The organism is Vreelandella azerica (assembly GCF_013112225.1).
Classification (GTDB): Bacteria; Pseudomonadota; Gammaproteobacteria; order Pseudomonadales; family Halomonadaceae; genus Vreelandella; species Vreelandella azerica.
The window spans coordinates 87,402-107,033 of record NZ_JABFHI010000004.1 but is presented as its reverse complement, the minus strand read 5'-3'; the positions used below and the strand labels follow the sequence as shown (position 1 = coordinate 107,033).

The 19,632-nt window shown below is 53.7% G+C and carries 15 protein-coding genes, 2 tRNA genes, 1 rRNA gene and 3 pseudogenes; 10 read left to right on the top strand and 11 right to left on the bottom strand.

Going from position 1 to position 19,632, the window contains the following annotated elements; translation table 11 throughout:
* Window positions 1–7 precede the first annotated feature (7 nt).
* Window positions 8–3,904 (top strand): ATP-binding protein, encoded by a 3,897-nt coding sequence (locus HLB35_RS10595; protein WP_171702555.1) that lies wholly within the window; start codon window positions 8–10, stop codon window positions 3,902–3,904.
* Window positions 3,905–3,911: 7 nt separating this feature from the next.
* Here HLB35_RS10595 and HLB35_RS10590 read toward each other — a convergent pair whose 3' ends face one another.
* Entirely contained in the window at window positions 3,912–4,205 is a 294-nt protein-coding gene (locus HLB35_RS10590; protein ID WP_328731754.1) for a YkgJ family cysteine cluster protein, read from the bottom strand.
* Between the two features lie 178 nt (window positions 4,206–4,383).
* Here HLB35_RS10590 and trhP point away from each other — a divergent pair.
* Together trhP and HLB35_RS10580 are read left to right on the top strand one after the other, a co-directional pair.
* Window positions 4,384–5,794 (top strand): annotated as a pseudogene (gene trhP, locus HLB35_RS10585) (prephenate-dependent tRNA uridine(34) hydroxylase TrhP).
* Window positions 5,795–5,845: 51 nt separating this feature from the next.
* Complete coding sequence (locus HLB35_RS10580; protein ID WP_171702553.1) at window positions 5,846–6,268, top strand: SRPBCC family protein; 423 nt, start codon at window positions 5,846–5,848, stop codon at window positions 6,266–6,268.
* Window positions 6,269–6,273: 5 nt separating this feature from the next.
* Here the strand turns inward: HLB35_RS10580 and HLB35_RS10575 are convergent.
* The 8 genes and pseudogenes from HLB35_RS10575 to HLB35_RS10545 form a co-directional block, all read right to left on the bottom strand.
* A pseudogene (locus tag HLB35_RS10575) lies at window positions 6,274–6,512 on the bottom strand (DUF2789 domain-containing protein).
* A 190-nt stretch (window positions 6,513–6,702) separates the two neighbouring features.
* Window positions 6,703–7,770 (bottom strand): asparaginase, encoded by a 1,068-nt coding sequence (locus HLB35_RS10570; RefSeq protein ID WP_171702552.1) that lies wholly within the window; start codon window positions 7,768–7,770, stop codon window positions 6,703–6,705.
* Window positions 7,771–7,836: 66 nt separating this feature from the next.
* Window positions 7,837–9,036: an MFS transporter gene (locus HLB35_RS10565; RefSeq protein WP_235937135.1), complete on the bottom strand. Its 1,200-nt coding sequence runs from the start codon at window positions 9,034–9,036 to the stop codon at window positions 7,837–7,839.
* 8 nt (window positions 9,037–9,044) lie between these two features.
* Window positions 9,045–9,548, bottom strand: a complete 504-nt coding sequence (locus HLB35_RS10560) for a hypothetical protein (RefSeq protein ID WP_171702551.1) — start codon at window positions 9,546–9,548, stop codon at window positions 9,045–9,047.
* Between the two features lie 131 nt (window positions 9,549–9,679).
* The gene (locus HLB35_RS18425; protein WP_328731585.1) at window positions 9,680–10,027 is read right to left on the bottom strand and encodes a PqiC family protein; all 348 of its coding nucleotides are present in this window, start codon (window positions 10,025–10,027) and stop codon (window positions 9,680–9,682) included.
* Window positions 9,988–10,269, bottom strand: coding sequence for a hypothetical protein (locus HLB35_RS18420; protein WP_328731583.1), 282 nt, complete (start codon window positions 10,267–10,269; stop codon window positions 9,988–9,990). Before HLB35_RS18420 ends, HLB35_RS18425 begins: the two co-directional genes overlap by 40 nt.
* Before the next feature lie 15 nt (window positions 10,270–10,284).
* Window positions 10,285–11,979 (bottom strand): intermembrane transport protein PqiB, encoded by a 1,695-nt coding sequence (gene pqiB, locus HLB35_RS10550; RefSeq protein ID WP_171702550.1) that lies wholly within the window; start codon window positions 11,977–11,979, stop codon window positions 10,285–10,287.
* Window positions 11,972–13,347 (bottom strand): annotated as a pseudogene (locus tag HLB35_RS10545) (PqiA/YebS family transporter subunit). Before HLB35_RS10545 ends, pqiB begins: the two are co-directional and overlap by 8 nt.
* 178 nt (window positions 13,348–13,525) lie before the next feature.
* Here HLB35_RS10545 and HLB35_RS10540 point away from each other — a divergent pair.
* The gene (locus tag HLB35_RS10540) at window positions 13,526–14,506 is read left to right on the top strand and encodes a calcium/sodium antiporter (protein ID WP_171702549.1); all 981 of its coding nucleotides are present in this window, start codon (window positions 13,526–13,528) and stop codon (window positions 14,504–14,506) included.
* Window positions 14,507–14,568: 62 nt separating this feature from the next.
* Here the strand turns inward: HLB35_RS10540 and HLB35_RS18415 are convergent, their stop codons facing one another.
* Complete coding sequence (locus HLB35_RS18415) at window positions 14,569–15,339, bottom strand: cytochrome-c peroxidase (protein ID WP_328731753.1); 771 nt, start codon at window positions 15,337–15,339, stop codon at window positions 14,569–14,571.
* Window positions 15,258–15,545: a hypothetical protein gene (locus tag HLB35_RS17295; RefSeq protein ID WP_235937134.1), complete on the bottom strand. Its 288-nt coding sequence runs from the start codon at window positions 15,543–15,545 to the stop codon at window positions 15,258–15,260. The genes HLB35_RS18415 and HLB35_RS17295 overlap by 82 nt, the downstream gene beginning before the upstream one ends.
* 264 nt (window positions 15,546–15,809) lie before the next feature.
* Here HLB35_RS17295 and HLB35_RS17290 point away from each other — a divergent pair, with 264 nt between their 5' ends.
* The 6 genes from HLB35_RS17290 to HLB35_RS10505 all read left to right on the top strand — a co-directional run bounded on the left by HLB35_RS17290 (window position 15,810) and on the right by HLB35_RS10505 (window position 19,623).
* On the top strand, window positions 15,810–16,043 hold the full coding sequence (locus tag HLB35_RS17290) for a twin-arginine translocation signal domain-containing protein (RefSeq protein WP_171702548.1): 234 nt from the start codon (window positions 15,810–15,812) through the stop codon (window positions 16,041–16,043).
* Complete coding sequence (gene msrP, locus HLB35_RS10525; protein ID WP_171702773.1) at window positions 16,031–16,777, top strand: protein-methionine-sulfoxide reductase catalytic subunit MsrP; 747 nt, start codon at window positions 16,031–16,033, stop codon at window positions 16,775–16,777. Before HLB35_RS17290 ends, msrP begins: the two co-directional genes overlap by 13 nt.
* Window positions 16,778–16,811: 34 nt before the next feature.
* Entirely contained in the window at window positions 16,812–17,411 is a 600-nt protein-coding gene (locus HLB35_RS10520) for a protein-methionine-sulfoxide reductase heme-binding subunit MsrQ (RefSeq protein ID WP_171702547.1), read from the top strand.
* Between the two features lie 330 nt (window positions 17,412–17,741).
* Window positions 17,742–19,274, top strand: a 16S ribosomal RNA gene (locus HLB35_RS10515).
* Between the two features lie 87 nt (window positions 19,275–19,361).
* Window positions 19,362–19,438 (top strand) — tRNA-Ile (locus HLB35_RS10510).
* A 109-nt stretch (window positions 19,439–19,547) separates the two neighbouring features.
* Window positions 19,548–19,623, top strand: a tRNA-Ala gene (locus HLB35_RS10505).
* The last annotated feature ends 9 nt before the right edge of the window (window positions 19,624–19,632 follow it).

Below are 19,632 nucleotides of genomic sequence, written 5' to 3'. Positions count from 1 at the left end.
ATGTACCATGCTCGATGCTCGTGAAACTGATCAACTGGTGCTTTTGGGGCATTTCTCGCTAACTCAGGGCGATGATGTCATCACCCATTTCAGTTACGACAAGGTAAAAGCACTACTGGTTTATCTTCTGCTTCATCGTCAGCCCATTAACAGGGCTGCCCTGGCAGAACTGCTATGGCCGGATCAGGGACTATCCTCCGGGCGCACCAATTTGCGTCATGCTCTGCACTGCCTGCGTCAATCGTTAGGTGATAACGCCGACAAGGTGTTGACCGTTTCCAGGCAAACAATTGCTTTTCAACTTCTCCCTCATTGGCGGGTGGATCTCCATGAACTGCAGCGTTTGCTGGAAGGCCCGCAGAACCTTGAAACCCTGGAAGCGGTGATGAGCTGTTACCAGGGAGATCTGGTTGAAGAGTTACAACTGGCGACTTGCGGTGAGTTTCAGCGCTGGCTGGTACAGGTGCGTAACGAGTGGCGTCAGCGAGTCATCCGTTTTGCCGAGCAGGTACTTGAGGAATGTGCCGAGGTGCCTGATGAGTTGCTGGAGGCCTTAGTCAGCCGTTTTTCAGGCTATGGCCCCTTTCACGAGCGTCTGGTCAAGCAATTAGCGGAAAAGGATCAGATGGCAGCGGCGCATGAGCATTACAATAGCTACCTGCAGTTACTGGCCTTGTCTGGCCAACAGCCGGAACCCAGTTTTTTACAGCTTGCCAGTTTCTGGTCAGATGCACCGCAAGACCCGCGTAGTCTGTCACCCCAAGGCGCTTACAGCCGGGTGCTTGCTGCTGACAGTAAGCCGCTCAGAGAAGACGAGATCGAGCTGCGTCAGCTGTCGGTTATGGCCATTCGCCTGCGTCTGCAAGGTGACTGGCAGGATCGCGATGCTACCCGTAGCTGCCTGTCGTTACAGCTTGAATTGCTGCGCTGGCTGGAGCGTCAATGTCACCATCTGGGCGGCTTCTGGCTGCCTGGAGCAACCGGCGGCCTGGGTCTTGCCTGCTTTGGCACCCACGGCCCGGCGCACCAGCTGGCGGAATTGGTTGCTCTATATGAACACTGTCGACAGGCATTGCCGTTGGAATGCCAGCGCCACTGGAGCGGAGAAGGTGACCCACCGCGCTTTGAACTGGCCGCCGGTCTGCACAGCGGGCGGGTAGTTTATTTGCCTGAGCGTCAGTTAGCGGACCCGTTAGGGCAGGTAACCCAGACATCGCTTGAATTGATGAGCGCATCGGAAGGCAGTGAGCTGGTGATCTCTCAGGAAGCCAGCCAGCACATGCCGCCCGCGCTGGATCTACAGCCTCGCCTGGTATCGCGCCTGGTGGCAAGTGACGGTCGGGTTCGCCTGCGTGCTCTGGTCTTGGGCCGTAATGAAGGTGGCCGGGATGCCATGCCACCCAATCTTGTCGGGCGCGAAACATCGCTTAGAACCTTGCGGGATGCGCTGGCGCGGGCAGGTATCGGCCTGCGTCAGAGTGTATTAGTCCGCGGCCCTTCCGGGATGGGTAAATCAGCCCTGATGGTAGGCTTTCGCCAGCTTGAACTCAGCCGGGATGCGGCCATCTGCTGGCAACCCGCTACGCGCCTTTCGGTGCTGGAACCTTACGGCGTCGCACGTCATCTGGTCGCCTGGCACCTGGACGCAACGCTTGACGTTGAGACGCTTTTACAACTGCAGGCTCGTTTAGGTATGAAGACCCTGAGTGATAGCCAGCAGCAATTACTTGAAGAGGCGCTGGGCGTACGCGACGTCCAGGAAGTCTCGCAGCTGATTCATAATGGTGAAGCGCTTGAGCTGGTTGTCAATCTACTGCATGCCGTGATTGAGTATCAGGCCGCTGAGCGTACCCTGGTGTTGATGCTGGACGACCTGCAGTGGCTGGATGAGCCTTCGTTCAAGGTGCTTTCCGGCCTGCAGGCGCGCTTGCCGATCAATACGGCGTTCATGCTGGTCGCCAGCCACCATGGGCGTGAAACCCTGCCAGTCAAACTTCACTGGGATCAACAAGTCACCCTCGGGCGTTTGGATCAGTTGCAGTCGTCGCGCCTGCTTTCGCAGCTCTCACGGCGCTATCGCATTCATCTCAGCCCACGCTTGCGTACCCAGATTATTGAGCGCTGCGACGGTGTTCCGCTGTATATGCAGGAAATCTGTCGGCGCCTGGATATGGATCGTCGGGAGGGGCGTACGGTGCAGTTCGATGATCTGCCGAAGGGCCTGCTGGGCTTACTGGCCAGCCGGATTGATCAGCTGGAACAGGATCGCCATGTGGCCCACGTGGCGGCAGTGCTGGGCAAGCGTTTCCGCTTGGATTTTCTGGCTGAATGCTGTGAGCTTGATCAGGTAGCTTTGCAACAGGCGCTTTCGCATATGCGTCAGCTGGAAATTATTGAGCCGGTGGAGCACGAAAGCCAGGAATATGAATACCAGTTCAGCCACCAACTACTTCAGGAGGCCGCCTATCTTTCCTGCCCTCGGGATGTGCGGGTCAGGCTGCATCAGCAGGTAGTGAGCCTGATTGAAGAACGTTTCCCAATGTGGATCAGCCGTCATCCCGGCGACTTTGCGGCCCATCTGCGTCGCAGTGGCCATTATGCCAGAGGGGCACGCTACTTCGAGTTGGCCGCGCGTGAGGCGCTCAAAGTCAGTGCCAACAGAACGGCGCAACGTATGGCCGATTTTGGCCTGGCCAGTTTGCGCCATGTGGAGCATCAGGCCGAGCGCGAAATCAGCCTGCTGACGGTGAGAGGTCAGGCTGCCTTTGCGTTGGAAGGGCACGGTTCACCCACTGCCCATGAAAGTTTCCTGCGTGCCCGAGAGTTGTTACTTAGCGATGAAGGCGAAGCGTCTGATGAGCCTGAAGATATTGAGCAGATCTTCCTGGTGAAATGGGGGTTGTGGGTCGGGCGCAGCCAGCGCTATGCCCACGCCGATGCCTTTGCATTGGCATCCACGCTGGCCGATCTGGCCGCTAAGCTTGACGACCCGCGCTATCAGCGTCTAGCGGATTATGCTCGCGCCCACTGCGAGTATTGGGCTGGCAAGATTCAACAGGCCTACGACCATCTGGATGAGATCGACCCGCTTAATTCGCCGATGATGATAGAGTGGCTACCGTTTTCAGATCATCCACAGGTGACAGCGGCCTGTTTTCAGGGGTGGGCGTTATGCCTGCGCGGTGATTATCAGCGCGCTGAGCGGCAAGTATCGGCTGCTATTCGCCTGGCCGAGAAGATTGGCCACCCAGGCACGCTGGCCATGGCGCTGCTGTTCGCCGCCGCCCTATACCGTCAACTGGGGCACGTGCATCTGGCGGCGCGTCACGCTGAGCGCGCTGAGGCCATGACCGGGACGCCGGATTTACAGCTCTGGCAGATCTCTGCACAAGGTGTGATCGGGTGGCAACAGGCGCTTTCAGGCGATGCCGCAGGTGTGCTGAAGCTGCGCCAAAGTCTTGAGCAGATGGCCGAGCTTAACGGCCGTGACCATTATCAACGCCCGGTTCTATGGTATTCCGATGCGTGTATAGCCGTGGGTGAGCTGGCGGCTGCCGAAGATTATCTTGATCAGTGTCTGGTGATTGCACGTGAACGTAACACCCTGTTTCTACCGGAACTGGCGGTGCAGCTGGCTCAGGTGCGTGACAAGATGGGGTATTCTCCGGATGATGTTCGCCGATTGCTGGAACTGGCGATTGAGCAGGCGCAGGAACATGGCAACCGGCACCAGGAGCTGGCTGCCTGGGCGCTGTGGTTAACGCGCATTGCCCCTGATGATGCCTCAGCGAGGGAAGCGTTCCGCTGCCTGCTGGCAGAGGTGAATCATACGGATGCACCGGTGCTGGTGCGCTGGGTAAGCCTGCTGGATCATCGCATGGCGCCGGAAAGCCTGGAAGGTTAGGCTGGTTTTACGTTTTTGAGGGGCTGAGTGTGTGGCCTTCCAGCCATGTCAGGTTGTCGAGAGCCTGCTGGCGTGAGGTGCCGCACAAAGCGCGGTCAAAGGTAAACTGGCGACAAACGTCAGGTCGTCGGCTGTCGCCAAACAGCCGACACAGGTTATTCTGATCAAGTTGCTGACAGCGAACGCCAGCGGGTTTGCCGTGTGGCATTCCGGGAATCGGGCTGCTGATGGAGGGCGCAATGCAACAGGCGCCGCAGCCTGGGCGGCAGTTATCGTGACCTTCGCCAGACAGGGAGTTGATATCCGTTACATCCGGTTGGTCAGTCTTTATCAGCTTGGGAAAATTGGTGTTAGTTCTACCAGCGCCAGTGCTACCAGGGCCAGTTCTAAGAGAGTTAGCTTTTATCTGTAATATCATAGAGTTTCAGTCGTCGGTCAGGTCACTATAATTGTTTTGTTTAAAGAAGTAGGTTCTGTTAATGAATGCTCCGGAATTGCTGTCCCCAGCAGGTACTTTCAAGAATATGCGCTATGCGTTTGCTTATGGCGCTGACGCTGTCTATGCGGGGCAACCGCGCTACTCATTGAGAGTGCGCAATAACGATTTCAAGGTCGATAATCTGCACAAGGGCATTGCCTACGCCCATGAGCGCGGCAAACAGTTTTATGTGGCGTCCAATATTGCGCCGCATAACAGTAAGCTGAAAACCTATCTGCGTGATATGCAGCCGGTGATAGAGGCAGGACCGGATGCGTTGATCATGTCGGATCCTGGCTTGATCATGATGATCCGCGAGCGTTGGCCTGAACAGGTTATCCATCTTTCGGTACAGTCTAACGTGGTTAACTGGGCGGCGGCCAGGTTCTGGCAGCAGCAGGGCATTAGCCGCATCATACTGTCGCGTGAATTGTCGCTGGCTGAAATTGGCGAAATTCGTGCTGAGTGCCCTGATCTGGAAATTGAGACTTTTGTGCATGGCGCCCTATGCATTGCCTATTCAGGACGTTGTCTGCTATCCGGTTATTTTAACCATCGCGACCCCAACCAGGGTACCTGTACAAACGCCTGCCGCTGGAAATATAACACGGTCGCGGCGGCTCAGGATGAAACCGGCGATCTGGTGCCAGCCAATTCTGCACGCGCTCATTCAGCAGGGGTGTGGTCGCCAGACGAGAATGGCCTGATTGCAGCCGCCAGTGGTAGCGCTGAGTCAACGGCGACAGCGGGAGGTGTTGAGGGGCAGGACGAGCTTTCGGCACTGATTGAAGACCGCACCCGTCCGGGGAGCTAATGCCGGTGTTTGAGGATGAGCATGGCACCTATATCATGAACTCCAAGGATTTGCGTGCGGTGCAGCATGTGCCTGAGTTGGCGCGTATGGGAGTGACATCGCTGAAGATTGAAGGCCGTACCAAGTCACACTATTACGTTGCGCGCACGGCTCAGGTCTATCGGCGTGCCATTGACGATGCAGTGGCTGGTCGTCCTTTTGATATGCGATTGATGGATGAACTGGATAATCTGGCCAATCGCGGTTATACCGAAGGTTTTTATCGCCGTCATGTGCATGATGAGTATCAGAACTACCAGCAGGGTAATTCAATAGGCGTGCACCAACAGTTTGTGGGCGAAGTAACGGCATATTACCCCGAGCGGGGAGTGGTTGAGATTGAGGTCAAGAACCGCTTTGAGGTTGGTGACGGTATGGAATTGATGCTGCCGGGGGCAATCGACGCCTTACGCTTGAGCATATTGAAAATCGACGCGGCGAATCTGTTAACGCTGCCCCAGGGTCAGGCCATGTGGTACGTATCCCGGTGCCTGGCGATGCCATTGCGCCAGAACGCATTGAGTTCGCGCTGCTGATGCGTGATTTACCCAAGGGTTGAACCGAGATTTTATCGGTCATCCTGCATATTTGATCAACACGGAAACTTCCCATGGCTACTATCCGACACAGCGAAATCATAGCCGCTCCGCCTGAAAAGGTGTTCAGCGTGCTGTGCCAGGTAGAAGACTTCGCTGATTACTCAGACCTTATCAAGCGTATTGAACCCTTGGGCGGCGAGCGTTATCGCTGGCATGTGCGGGCAGTGGGGGTGGACTGGACGTTTGATGTAGAGGTGACTGAATCCCGAGCACCAGAAGTACTGGCCTGGGAGTCGGTGGATGGGGTCAAAAATTATGGCCGTTATCAGTTACGCGCTGTGCCAGAAGGTACCGAAGTTTCGCTGACCTTGACCTATGAGATTCGTAACCGCTTGATGGAGAGAGCCGTCAACAAAGCGGCGACTCCCTTGGTCGGTAAGGTCAGCCGCCAGATACTTGAGCGGGTTGAAGCCAAGCTGAAAGCAGCTGAGTGAGTTTTTCAGCCCGTTTTATGCATGGAAGCATCAAGGTGGTCAACAACTTCTGCCCAGTCGGCATCTTCGTCAACCGCTTCACGCAAAAACTCGGCCTGCCCTTCGTTCCAGCACGGGGCATCCGCTAGTGGCATATCGTCTGCCAGGGGGAGTGATGTTCAATAAAGCGCTCGATTGACTCAGCATCGTTTGCCAGACCGAGTTGTTCAAACAGTTCGCTGAAATGATGCACGGGTTTTTCCATTGCGGCTCTCCAAGTCTTCTGCTAGCGGGTTGTGTTATCACAGGTCATTATGCATGGATGACAGTATTACCCCATCTGTTTCATTAACCTATCTGTTTTGAAGGGTGGTGATAAAGGTCTTTTACTAAGATAGCTTAATAGATCAGCTTTGCCACTGCCTTGGCCATCTTGAATGTAAACGTCTACCGGCCTAACGCTCTCCAATCAGAGAGGTCACAAAAAGCGTCCGGCGCTGCTTGTCTGACAGTGGTTGAGCCAAGAGGTGAACCAGCTTGGTATAAGCGGCTTCCGCTGTCATATCCGTGCCTGATAACACCCCTGCTTCAAACACGCCGTGACCTGCCGCATAAGCGCCGAGATGAATACTGCCTGATGGGCACTGGCTGGTGGCAGCCAATAACTTTCCTTCACCGCTGGCGCTGGCCAGTACCTCCAGCAGGGCAGGACTGTCTCCCAGGTTGCCAGCCCCCCAAAGCTGTATCAGCGCGCCCTTTACCCGCGAATCGGCCAGCCAGCTTTCCAGCTGCCAGGCAGCCATGCCCGGCCAGCAGGTAATCCGGGCAACTTCTCCATTAGCCAGTGGAGCGTAATCAGGCAATTCAAAGCGCGGTGCTCCTTGTTGCTGATAGGCAAGCCCGCGCGCTTTGTAATAAACACAGTCATCGCCTACCCGTGCGCCGAGCTGCGGATAGTTGGGTGTGATAAAGGCATCAGCGGCTTCTGTGTGCTGCTTGGTGCTGCGCACCCCGCGTAACAAGCGGCCAGCAAAGTAGACGGTGACTTCCTGCAGGTCTGGCTGGGTTGCAAAGCGTAAAGCGCCTACGATATTTTCCAGTGCATCGCTGTTGGCAACGTCAAGAGGCTGCATGGCGCCTGTCAGAATAACCGGACGATCCAGCCCCTGAAGCTGGTAGGCAAGACTTGAAGCCGTCCAGCTCAAGGTGTCGGTACCATGCAGGATAATAAAGCCAGCATAGCGGTTAAGGTTGGCGTGAATATCGGCCGCGAGTTGCTGCCAGTTCAATGGCGTGGCAGCACTTGAATCAATCAGTGTGGAATAGCTGAGTACATCATACTCCGGCAACTGCTGGCGCTCTTTGATGGACAGGGTGGAAAGTGCCTGGGCAATTCTTGTTGCTATGTCGCCACGAGTGGTTAGGCCTGCGGATGAGGCTTGCATGCCGATAGTGCCACCCGTGTAAATAATCAGCACCCGTTGTTGTTCCGGGTCGCAGGCAGTAAGGGAAAGGGTGCTCATTGCGTAACTCCAGTGCTATTCAGACGGCAAACATCATCCAGTGGGCAACGATGGAAAGAGAATGATTCAGTAACGATGAACCACTAATTGCCCGCTGTCATCATCCAGGCGCCGGTTGAGCCCGGCAAACAGGGCAAAGCAGGAACAAAGGGCGATCACCCCAATCAGAAACCAGCCGATAAAGGTCGTACTGGCACCTGACTGTAATTGCCAGCCCACGATAAAAGGACCCAGGGATGCCAGCGTATAACCACCCCCTTGCACCAATCCTGATAGTTGGCCAGCCAGGCGCGAATTGGCTGTTCTCAAGACCAGAAGGCTCAGGGCAAGGCTGAAACTGCCACCTTGGCCTATGCCCAGCAACGCTGCGCCTGGCCATTTCCAGCTGAGCGGGCCAATCAACAAGATCCATAATCCGCTAGCAGTGATAATCTGAACGATGATCAGGGCGGGTCGCTGGTCGCGCCCAAGGCGCGCGAGCCATGGAGCTGCCAGTGCTGCAAAAAGCTGGCACATGATTGAAATCGCCATGGTCCAACCGGCGCCTGCTTCGCTGTAACCTCGATCGACAAGCAGTGAGGGCAGCCAGCCAAACACCACATAAGCCATGGAAGATTGCAGCCCCATAAATAGCATGATCTGCCAGGTCAGCCGCTGCTTGAGCATCTTGGACAAACCGCTGGCGTGAAGCGGTGTGATATCAGCGGCCTTGGGGTGAGGAAAGGCAAAATGCCAGAGCAGGAGCGCGAAAACGGCTAGCAGTGACCAACTCATCAGGCTAGCTTGCCAACTGCCTAGCCAGGCGGTCAGCGGAACGCTGAGGCCAGCGCCAATGGCACCACCCATACACAGCGCCATGGTATATAGGCCGGTTACCAGGTCCGCGCTGCCTGGTACTTCGCGTTTGACCAGTGCTGGTAGTAAGGTGCCGCCCAGGCCAATTGCCGAGCCTGCCATGGCTGACCCGATAAATAGCGCTCCGCCAAAAGGTAGGCCGCGCCAGATGAGCCCCGCAGTGAGCATGAACAGGGCAATGCTCAAGGCGCGTTCACTGCCGACTGCCCTGGCGAGCTGGGGAGCCAGTGGGGCCGACAGGCCGAGAAACAGCACGGGGAGCGTTGTTAGTAAACCAGCGGCTGTCGGCGTAAGCCCCGCCGTTTCCTGTAATCGGGTCAGCAGTGGCGCAACGGATGAAAGCGCTGGGCGTAAGTTAAGCCCGACGACCACCATCAGGATGAGAAAAATAAAAGGGTGACGTCTCGTCATTGCTAGACTTATTTCATGTGTGGACGTAAATCGCCGCGCACGGCATCCAGCAATGTCAGAAACTGGGTATCCTGTGATGATTCCAGAGCATCAACTCTGGCTGATGTGTGCATTCCTTTGTTGATATCCAAATGGTCGTAGATTTCCAGGGTGATTTTTCTAGCAGGTTTATCACCCAGAGGAATAATGCCATCTTCAAGTGTGAAGGTTTCCAACAGTGTTGCGCGGATGCGTGTTTGCTGTCCCTCACTTAGCATGCGGCGCACAAACAACCAGCCTTCGCATACCAGCGACGGCTGATCTGCTGTGGTGCGTAGAAACAAGGTGCGGTAACAGGCGCCTTCCTTGGCGGCTTTTTCAGCCATGCTGCGGTAGGCCTGTACGACCTTGGGGGCTGATACTCGGGCGTCTTCAAGGCGTTGCACGATTCCTTGATGCTCACGACTCAGTTGTTCCTGGCGTTGAAAGGTCAGCCAGCGGCGGTATTCTGCCATTAATTGCGATGACGCCATCGAGTGACTCCTGAATAAATAAAACGGCATATGAAATAAATAATGGCAATGTCCTCATCTTTCCATGGTGCGACACTGATGAGATATTGCCAGGCTAATTGTGACAGTTAAGTGTATAAGTGTACCAGCGGCTAACGGGCATAGCCTTTGTTTTGCAGCGTCTGGGCGATTTCGTCGGCTACATTACTCCAGGCCTGGCCCAGCGCTCTGACGAGTGCCGGGTAGCCGTCATCACTCAAGGCTGCGCTTTGATTAAAAATGCCCAGGTGCAGCAGCTGGTTATCGGCGTCGCGTAACTGCCATTGGCCGCTGACGACGGCATAGCCGTCATAGCGGCCCTGAAATTCATCAACATCCAGGCGTATGGAGAGGGCGTCGCCCGGGGTGTTGTTGGCACGCGACAATCGCGATGCCGGTAACGCCTGTGCCAATTCGCCTCTCAGGTTACGCTCCAGTTGGCGATCCAGCGTATCCCCCATTGATGCTCACGGGCCTCGCGCATTTCGATATCATCAAGCTGTAGCACGATGCCCTCGACATCCAGATAATGCGCCAGGCGGGGCACTTCCACCTGAATATCAACCACCGGTGTTGCCGGAACGCCAGGCGCTGACACGGTAGGGAGCAGATAGCGCGCTGGTGGTGTGACGCTGCTGGCACAGGCCACCAGCATAGGTGCCATTAACAGCATCGCTGTGAACAAACCAAAACGCCTTGCCATATTCAGTCTCCTTACTTATTGCGGTGCCCGTGGAACAGGGTCTGTGGTATCCAGGTTATCAAACAGCAGGGCGCGCGGGTTTTCATTCAAGGTTTTCGTCAACGGCTGCAGGTCACGTAACAGGCGATCGATACGCTGCGTGGTAGAGATTAATTCCTCATAGGCAGGTGAAGACGGCGAGATACCTTGCATGGTGTTACGCAGCTCCTCCAGCGTGGCATTGATATTGCTGCCCATCGCCCGTGTTTCAGGATCATTCAGCACCTGGTTGATGGAACTGGATACATCGCGAGTTTCACTGACCAGCAACTGCGTCTCATTTAACACCGCCTCTGAGGCTTGCAGGTTGCGATCCAGTCCGGCTAGTAAGGGTTCCACTTCAAGCTCGTTCAGCTTGTCGAGCAAAGCCGTAATCTGGGCCTGGATTTGAGCGAACTCGCCGGCTACGGTGGGAAACACGCGGCGCTCGGAAAATGTTTCCTGAGTATAATCACCAGCCAGATCACGCTGGAAGTTTAAGTCAACAAACAGAGCGCCAGTCAGCAGGTTGCCGCTTTTCAGTGAGGCGCGTAACCCCATCGAAAACATCCGCTCGAAGCGTTCTTCCCAATCGTCAAGGTCAATATCGCTACCTTCGATGCCCAGCCGTTGAGGCTCGATTCTGATCAATACCGGGATGGCAAAACTTGTGCGTGATTCCGGCTGTGATGCCGTAAAATTCCAGGGCACCGCAGTTACTGTACCTACCCTGACGCCTCGAAACTCGACAGGGGCTGATTTTTTTAATCCGCGAACGGTGTCATCGACCAGAAGGACATATTCCAGGTAATGCTTAAAAGTACCCTGGCGGGCGCTGTCTTCATCGGCAAAAAGATCAAAGCGGGTGTCGGACTCAACCGCTTGGCCCATGGGCATATCTTCTGGCACACCAAAGGTCACACCGCCGCCGAGCAAGGCTTCCAGCGACTCCAGGTTCAGGCGTACGCCGTCAGCATCAAGGCGAAAATCGACACCGCTGGCCGTCCAGAAACGGGTGCCCGTTGTCACCAGGTTAGAGTAAGGGTCTTCAATGAAGATGGTGTGATGCATGGTACGCTCTTCCGGATTGAAACGTACCTCATCCACGCGCCCCACGGTAAAACCCTGATAGGAAACGGGGTCTCCTGGGCGCAGGGAATTGCCCAATTGGCTGACCAGCTTTAGCTGTAGGCCGGAGATGCCTGCAGGGGCAACAGGCGGTACATCGCTGACGCTAAACTCATCCTGAAATGCTTCTGAATTACCGGGTTCAAGCTGAATGTAAGCGCCTGACAGTACAGTGCCCAATCCACTGATGCCCTCTCTGCCAATACGCGGTTTTACAACCCAGAAACGGCTTCCTTCATTGAGCATTTCCTGGGCTTCCTGATTGATCCGTGCGGAGATGACCGCATGGGATAAATCATCCGATAGCTGGACACTTTCGACGCGTCCAACTTCAACGCTACGGCTTCTGATCAAGGTGCTGCCTGCCTCAATGCCGTCGGCGTTATCCATGGTCAGCGTGACAAGAATGCCGCGGCTGGTGTAGTTGTCATAGACCAGCCATATACCGATCGCAATGGCGACCAGAGGAATAATCCATATAGGTGAAAGCCTTGCTTGGGGTGAAGCTTTAGCGCGATGTAATGCTTCTTCTTCGTGTTGCTCTTTACGTGTTTCATTATCCATCAACAGGTTCCTGGTTGACGTGTGTGCGGCGACGCCTACGCGGTAAAGGAGTGTCCCAGATCAGGCGCGGGTCAAACATCATGGCGGCCAGCATGGTCAAGACTACCACGCCTCCAAAGGCCAGTGCGGCAGGGCCTGGCGTGATCGACATTAATGAACCCGCGCGAATCAATGCGACCAGTATGGCGACGACAAACACATCCACCATTGACCAGCGGCCGATAAACTCGGTTACCCGGTAGATGACGGTGCGATTGTGGGCGTTCAGCTCGCTACTGCGGCTCACTACCAGACACAGCCAGACCAAAGCCACCAACTTGCCAACAGGGACAATGACGCTGGCAACAAAAATCACCAGTGCAATTGGCCATGACCCCATCTGAATTAGCTCGACAACACCTCCTATGATGGTTGAGGGCGATTCGTTGCCCAGGCTAGTGGTGGTCATGATGGGGTAAAGATTAGCGGGAATATACATGACCATGGCCGCTGCCAGAAGTGCCCAGGTGCGCTGTAAACTGTGTGGATAACGCGAATGCAGGCGTTCGTGACAGCGCTTGCAGCGAGGTTTTCGAGTATCCACGTCCGGGCGGTTGATCAACCCACAGGTGGCGCATCCTATCACGCCCTGGCTGGCAGCCGTTGTACCTGTCTGAGTGCCTTTTGGCGCCAGAGGCTCACCGTCTTCAAGAGAAAACCACATCCAGTCGGCATCTACCGACTGGATGGTAAACAGCAATAGCACGGCAAACGCGCAGAAGGCCCAGAAAGAAGCCCCTAAGGTGATTTGCGCAATACCGGCAATCTTTATCAGGCTGACCAGTGCGCCGACAATAAAAACGTCTGCCATCAGCCAGGGAGTTAAGTGAGTTAAGGAACGTGCCACGTCTCTGCTGAAGGGTAACTTACGATCAATCAGCAAGCTGAACTGCAGCCATATCAAGCCGATAAGATAGAGCGCTGGCAAAATAACAATGCTCATGATGACCGCAATAGCGACAACGGGTTGATGAAAGCCAATCAGGGTGGTGGCTGTCTGGGTCAGTTCAATTTCATTGCCGATGCCACTGACACTAAAGCGCACAAACGGAAATGACACGGCCAGCAAAAGGGCCACCAGCGCTGAAATAGCCAGTGCCATACTGCGTTGAGCCGGATAACGATGACGTTTGACCAGCGTATGTTCACAGCGCGGACAACAGGCTTTTTCACCTGACTTCAAAGGGGGGGGGCGGACACCCAATCGCATTCCTGGCACGCTCTTAAGCGTCTGCGTTGGGTTCTGGTTTCAGGCGGTGAAAGGTCGGCATAGGAGGCCGTGGCTGCCAGCTTTCTAAAGCGAGCTTTGGCCAGCTCAGGGCGCGTCATCGAGGAGCGTTGCTGTATTTTCATATGACGGCCTTGTGAATAAGCTGATGTTAAGCGCTAGTGCGTTGTTGCTAGTGCATTGTTAAAGAGACAAGCGACATAGTGCTTGACTATTTTACAGGTCTAACCAAGGATGCTGCAGCCATTGTGCATACCGTGAATGAATAAAGGAAATCCAATGTTAATGCCTTTGCTGGCTGTGCTTGTTGGACTCGTTCTGCTTATCTGGAGCGCGGAAAAGTTTATTGATGGCGCTGCCGCCACGTCGCGTTGGCTGGGTCTATCCCCGCTGTTAATCGGGATGTTGGTCATCGGTTTTGGTACATCAGCGCCTGAAATGATGGTTTCAGTGTTAGCTGCGATTCAAGGTAGCCCAGGTTTGGCAGTCGGTAATGCGTATGGTTCCAATATAGTTAATATCGGGCTGGTGCTGGGTGTTGTTGCTTTGTTGTCTCCCCTGGCTGTTGATTCTGGTGTTGTACGTAGAGAAATGCCGGTATTGCTTGCGGTTACCCTGTTGACGGGTTGGATGTTGCTGGATGGATGGATATCCCGTTGGGAAGCGGTATTCCTGCTCGCAGCGCTGGTGTTGCTGATAACCATCAGTATTGTTTATTCCCGTAGCAGCCAGGATGATGCATTTGTTGAAGAAGTGTCGGCCACATTGGAAAACCAGTCCATGTCTCGCGGCAAAGCGCTGATGTGGACACTGGTTGGGCTGACGCTGTTAATCATCAGTTCGCGTTTATTGGTATGGGGAGCTGTTGATATCGCCGTCGCGTTTGGGGTGAGCGAGCTGATTATTGGGCTGACAGTGGTGGCAATTGGCACCTCTCTTCCTGAACTTGCGTCCTCAATCAGTGCGCTACGTCGCAAAGATCATGAAATGGTGCTTGGCAATGTGGTGGGTTCGAACCTATTCAATACCTTGGGAGTTGTGGGGCTCGCGGGTGTGATTGCGCCGATTGAGACGGGCAGTGAGGTATTGACTCGAGACTGGTTGGTCATGGTGGTGATGACAGTGGTGATGATGGTGTTCGCATTCTCCTGGCGTGGGCGCACGCGCCGTATTAATCGCTGGGAAGGCGGTTTTCTGCTCTTGATGTTTGTTGCTTACACCTTATATATGATCTCATTGGTTGTCGCGAGTCGGCCCTGAACGACAAACTGCTAGCGGCGAACCGCTAGCAGTTTTATAACATTTCAGGTTAAACCTAATGATCAGGGCAGTGCTGGAATCTCAAATTCTGGCATCTCACCTGTCAGTGTGTTCAAGAAGGCAGTAATGTCGTTGATGGTTTGTTCCTCAAATTCACGTCCCAACATTTCTTTGCCCATAACAGCAACGGCTTCTTCAAGTGTTTCAGTTGCGCCGTTGTTCATGTAGGGGTAGGTGACCGCAACATTACGCAAAGTGGGAGTTCTGAAGCGGTATTTGTCACTTTCTTCGCCGGTCACCGTATAGCGCCCGAGATCCTTGGAGCCAGGTACCTGAATGGCGTGGAATTGACTATCTGTGAGGGCGGGGCCACGATGGCATGCGATGCATCCATTGTCGACAAAGGCCACCATGCCATCTTTGGCTTGCTCGCTGATAGCGTTTTCATCGCCACTTAAGTAGCGATCAAAAGGTGAGTTGGGTGTATTCAGTGTGCGTTCAAATGCTGCAATCGAATATGCCAAATTATCGGCATTGATCGGATTTTCATCTTCTGGGAAGGCTTCAGCAAACTTGTTGCGATAAATCTCGAACTCGGTCAACCGCTCTAGGGCGACATCCAGATCCATGGCCATTTCAACATCAGCTTCTATTGGGCCAAGCGCTTGTCCTTCCAGGTCAGGTTCACGCCCGTCCCAAAACTGAGAGCCGAGGAAGGCGCTGTTGAGAACGGTAGGCGTGTTTCGTTCGCCTACTTGACCGTCGTGCCCAGTCGCTCTTGGTATTCTATCAGCCCAGCCCAGAGCAGGGTTATGGCAGGTAGCACAGCTGATGACGCCGCTAGACGAAATTCGCGGTTCAAAAACAGCATGTTGCCCAATTCTATTTTTGCCGGTGTCATGGAATTATCTGCCGGTATGGGCGGTAGATGAGGCAGCGCTTCAAAGCGATCTTTATAGTTTTGTAGGTCTTCTGCAGCCACCATGCTGCTAGGAATCATAGCGGCGGCTGCGATCATTGCGGGTAATAATTTCTTCATGTGGATCTCCCCTTGCATCAACCACTCTCATTCGAGAGCTGTTTAACTATTTTGGCTAGTCTTAGTCTACAGTAAGGTTTAATTGTTATTGAAATTCAACCTAGTAAACTAGTCGGAAAAAGCCAAATATTGAGCCAGATCAGTAATTGCGTATATTTTTATAGTATGTTTGAGGTGTGTACTTTATTTAACTTTTTATTTATTAGTGATGTTTGTCGTAAAGGATGCTTGTTGAAGGTTTTTTTGCTACTTTAGAAGGTGTTTATGAAGCGCTATCGTTACCCAGCAGTGGCGGCATCTGAAATTACCCCAAAACATGTTTTCGAAAATCGTCGCCGTTTCCTTCGCCAAAGCGCCACTTTGGGGGCGGCCTTGAGCTTTGCACCAGGCATGTTGTTATCTGAACGAGCAGGCGCTTGGCAGCAAACCTTTGCTGACAAGGTGAAGCAAAGTGTTAGTGAAAAAATTTCGCTGACGGGGAGTCCATTACTGCGATAAAAGACGTAACGACTTACAATAATTTCTATGAGTTTGGGGTGCGCAAAAGCGACCCTGAAGTTTATGCTCACAAGCTACAAACAGACCCGTGGCGTGTCAGCATACAAGGAGAGTTTGAAAAAACGGCAGAGGTGAATTTTGAAGATATACTCAGCCGCTACACGCTTGAAGAGAGAATCTACCGCCTGCGCTGTGTGGAAACATGGTCAATGGTCATTCCCTGGTTGGGCTTTCCGTTAGCTGATTTGCTCAACCACTATGGCTTAACATCGCGGGCGAACTACATTGAGTTTGAGTCCGTTCTTGATCCTGATAACTTGCGCGGCCAGCGCAGCTCAATTATTGAATGGCCCTATCGTGAGGCATTGCGAATTGATGAAGCTATGCACCCATTGACGATGATAGCGGTAGGTATGTATGGCGAAAAAATGCCCAATCAGAATGGTGCTCCTATGCGTTTGGTAGTGCCTTGGAAGTATGGCTTTAAGAGCATTAAGTCCGTAGTGGCAATTCGCGCTTTAGAGGAGAAGCCAACCACTTCCTGGGTAGCCCAGAATCCTGAAGAGTACGGTTTCTATGCCAACGTGAACCCTAATGTTGATCATCCTCGCTGGTCACAGGCGCGCGAAAGGCGCATTGGAGAAGGAGGGCGTAGGCAAACCTTGATGTTTAATGGCTATGCTGATGAAGTAGCTCAGCTTTACTCCGGTATGGATCTTCAAAAACATTACTGAGCTCATCCTCAAACAAGCGGAGAAACGCCTTTTAATGATGATTGATTCATCCAGGGTTTTACTATTTCGTTGTCTTGTTCTTTGTATGGGGGTGACGCCCGGTGCCATTTTGACAGGTCTATGGTTGCAAGACGGCTTGGGCGCTAACCCTGCTGAGGCTGCTGTGCACTTCACCGGTAGAACGGGGCTGATTTTATTATTCGTTACTATAGCCTTTAGCCCCGCATTCAGGCTAACCGGTTGGCACGGGATCATGATCGCACGACGACAAATGGGTCTGTGGGCTTTCTTCTGGTTAGTAGCCCATATGCTGACCTGGCTCGGGTGGGATCAATACTGGGATTGGCGATGGATCTGGCATGATATGTGGGCGCTTCATTATGTTCGCTATGGCATTTTGGCGCTGCTACTGCTGGTGCCCTTGGCTTTGACATCATTCAAGTGGGTGCCGCAAAAAATGGGTTGGACAGCCTGGCACTGGTTGCATCGCCTTATTTACATCTCTGCAGGTCTCGGCGTCTACCATGTATGGGAGCTTACCCGTGCTGACTATTCGATGCCTCTTGTTTTTGCTTTGCTATTGACTGGTTTGACTATTTTTCGCCTTATCGATGCCTTGATTCATCGTAAGTAGTCAGCAATATATTAGCCAATTTTTATGCATGGTTGCCTGTCGCTAAAGCGCTCAAAAAAGGGTTGACCCTAGCAAAAAAACTGGTAGGATACGCATCCATTGAACGGCAGCAGTCATGTGGTTCAAGCTCTTTAAAAATTTGATCAGGTAATTCATGTGGGCGCTTGCCGATGAGGGTGATAAATCACCAAATATCAAGGCAAGCGACTCAGCAAGACAATCTTGAGCTTCGGCCTTTGATTGTGTATTGAATGAATTCGTTTGAACCTTGAGCCAAGTTTGATGCGCTTTTGTTACCTTCGGGTGACAGGTAAGCATCACAATGATTTTAAACTGAAGAGTTTGATCATGGCTCAGATTGAACGCTGGCGGCAGGCCTAACACATGCAAGTCGAGCGGTAACAGATCTAGCTTGCTAGATGCTGACGAGCGGCGGACGGGTGAGTAACGCATAGGAATTTACCCGATAGTGGGGGATAACCTGGGGAAACTCAGGCTAATACCGCATACGTCCTACGGGAGAAAGGGGGCTTTGGCTCCCGCTATCGGATGAGCCTATGCCGGATTAGCTGGTTGGTGAGGTAATGGCTCACCAAGGCGACGATCCGTAGCTGGTCTGAGAGGATGATCAGCCACATCGGGACTGAGACACGGCCCGAACTCCTACGGGAGGCAGCAGTGGGGAATATTGGACAATGGGCGCAAGCCTGATCCAGCCATGCCGCGTGTGTGAAGAAGGCCCTCGGGTTGTAAAGCACTTTCAGCGAGGAAGAACGCCTGGCGGTTAATACCCGCCAGGAAAGACATCACTCGCAGAAGAAGCACCGGCTAACTCCGTGCCAGCAGCCGCGGTAATACGGAGGGTGCAAGCGTTAATCGGAATTACTGGGCGTAAAGCGCGCGTAGGTGGCTTGATAAGCCGGTTGTGAAAGCCCCGGGCTCAACCTGGGAACGGCATCCGGAACTGTCAGGCTAGAGTGCAGGAGAGGAAGGTAGAATTCCCGGTGTAGCGGTGAAATGCGTAGAGATCGGGAGGAATACCAGTGGCGAAGGCGGCCTTCTGGACTGACACTGACACTGAGGTGCGAAAGCGTGGGTAGCAAACAGGATTAGATACCCTGGTAGTCCACGCCGTAAACGATGTCGACCAGCCGTTGGGTGCCTAGCGCACTTTGTGGCGAAGTTAACGCGATAAGTCGACCGCCTGGGGAGTACGGCCGCAAGGTTAAAACTCAAATGAATTGACGGGGGCCCGCACAAGCGGTGGAGCATGTGGTTTAATTCGATGCAACGCGAAGAACCTTACCTACTCTTGACATCCTGCGAATCGGTGAGAGATCACTGGGTGCCTTCGGGAACGCAGAGACAGGTGCTGCATGGCTGTCGTCAGCTCGTGTTGTGAAATGTTGGGTTAAGTCCCGTAACGAGCGCAACCCTTGTCCTTATTTGCCAGCACGTAATGGTGGGAACTCTAAGGAGACTGCCGGTGACAAACCGGAGGAAGGTGGGGACGACGTCAAGTCATCATGGCCCTTACGAGTAGGGCTACACACGTGCTACAATGGCCGGTACAAAGGGCTGCGAACTCGCGAGAGTCAGCGAATCCCTTAAAGCCGGTCTCAGTCCGGATCGGAGTCTGCAACTCGACTCCGTGAAGTCGGAATCGCTAGTAATCGTGAATCAGAATGTCACGGTGAATACGTTCCCGGGCCTTGTACACACCGCCCGTCACACCATGGGAGTGGACTGCACCAGAAGTGGTTAGCCTAACGCAAGAGGGCGATCACCACGGTGTGGTTCATGACTGGGGTGAAGTCGTAACAAGGTAGCCGTAGGGGAACCTGCGGCTGGATCACCTCCTTAAACGATGCATCATCCCTCGCGGTAAGCGCTCACAATGAATTACCTGATCAGATAATAGAGCAAACGGTTTAAGCATGATTTCCTCTTGGGTCTGTAGCTCAGTTGGTTAGAGCGCACCCCTGATAAGGGTGAGGTCGGCAGTTCAAGTCTGCCCAGACCCACCAAATTCCTGCGATACTGCGTTAAATGCCCCTCGTATAGCAGGCTATACGTCGTCGCATTTTGCCTTGTTTCACAGAAATTGATGGCAAGAGGCTAAGTTAGCAAAATAATGGGGCCATAGCTCAGCTGGGAGAGCGCCTGCCTTGCACGCAGGAGGTCAGCGGTTCGATCCCGCTTGGCTCCACCATTATTATGG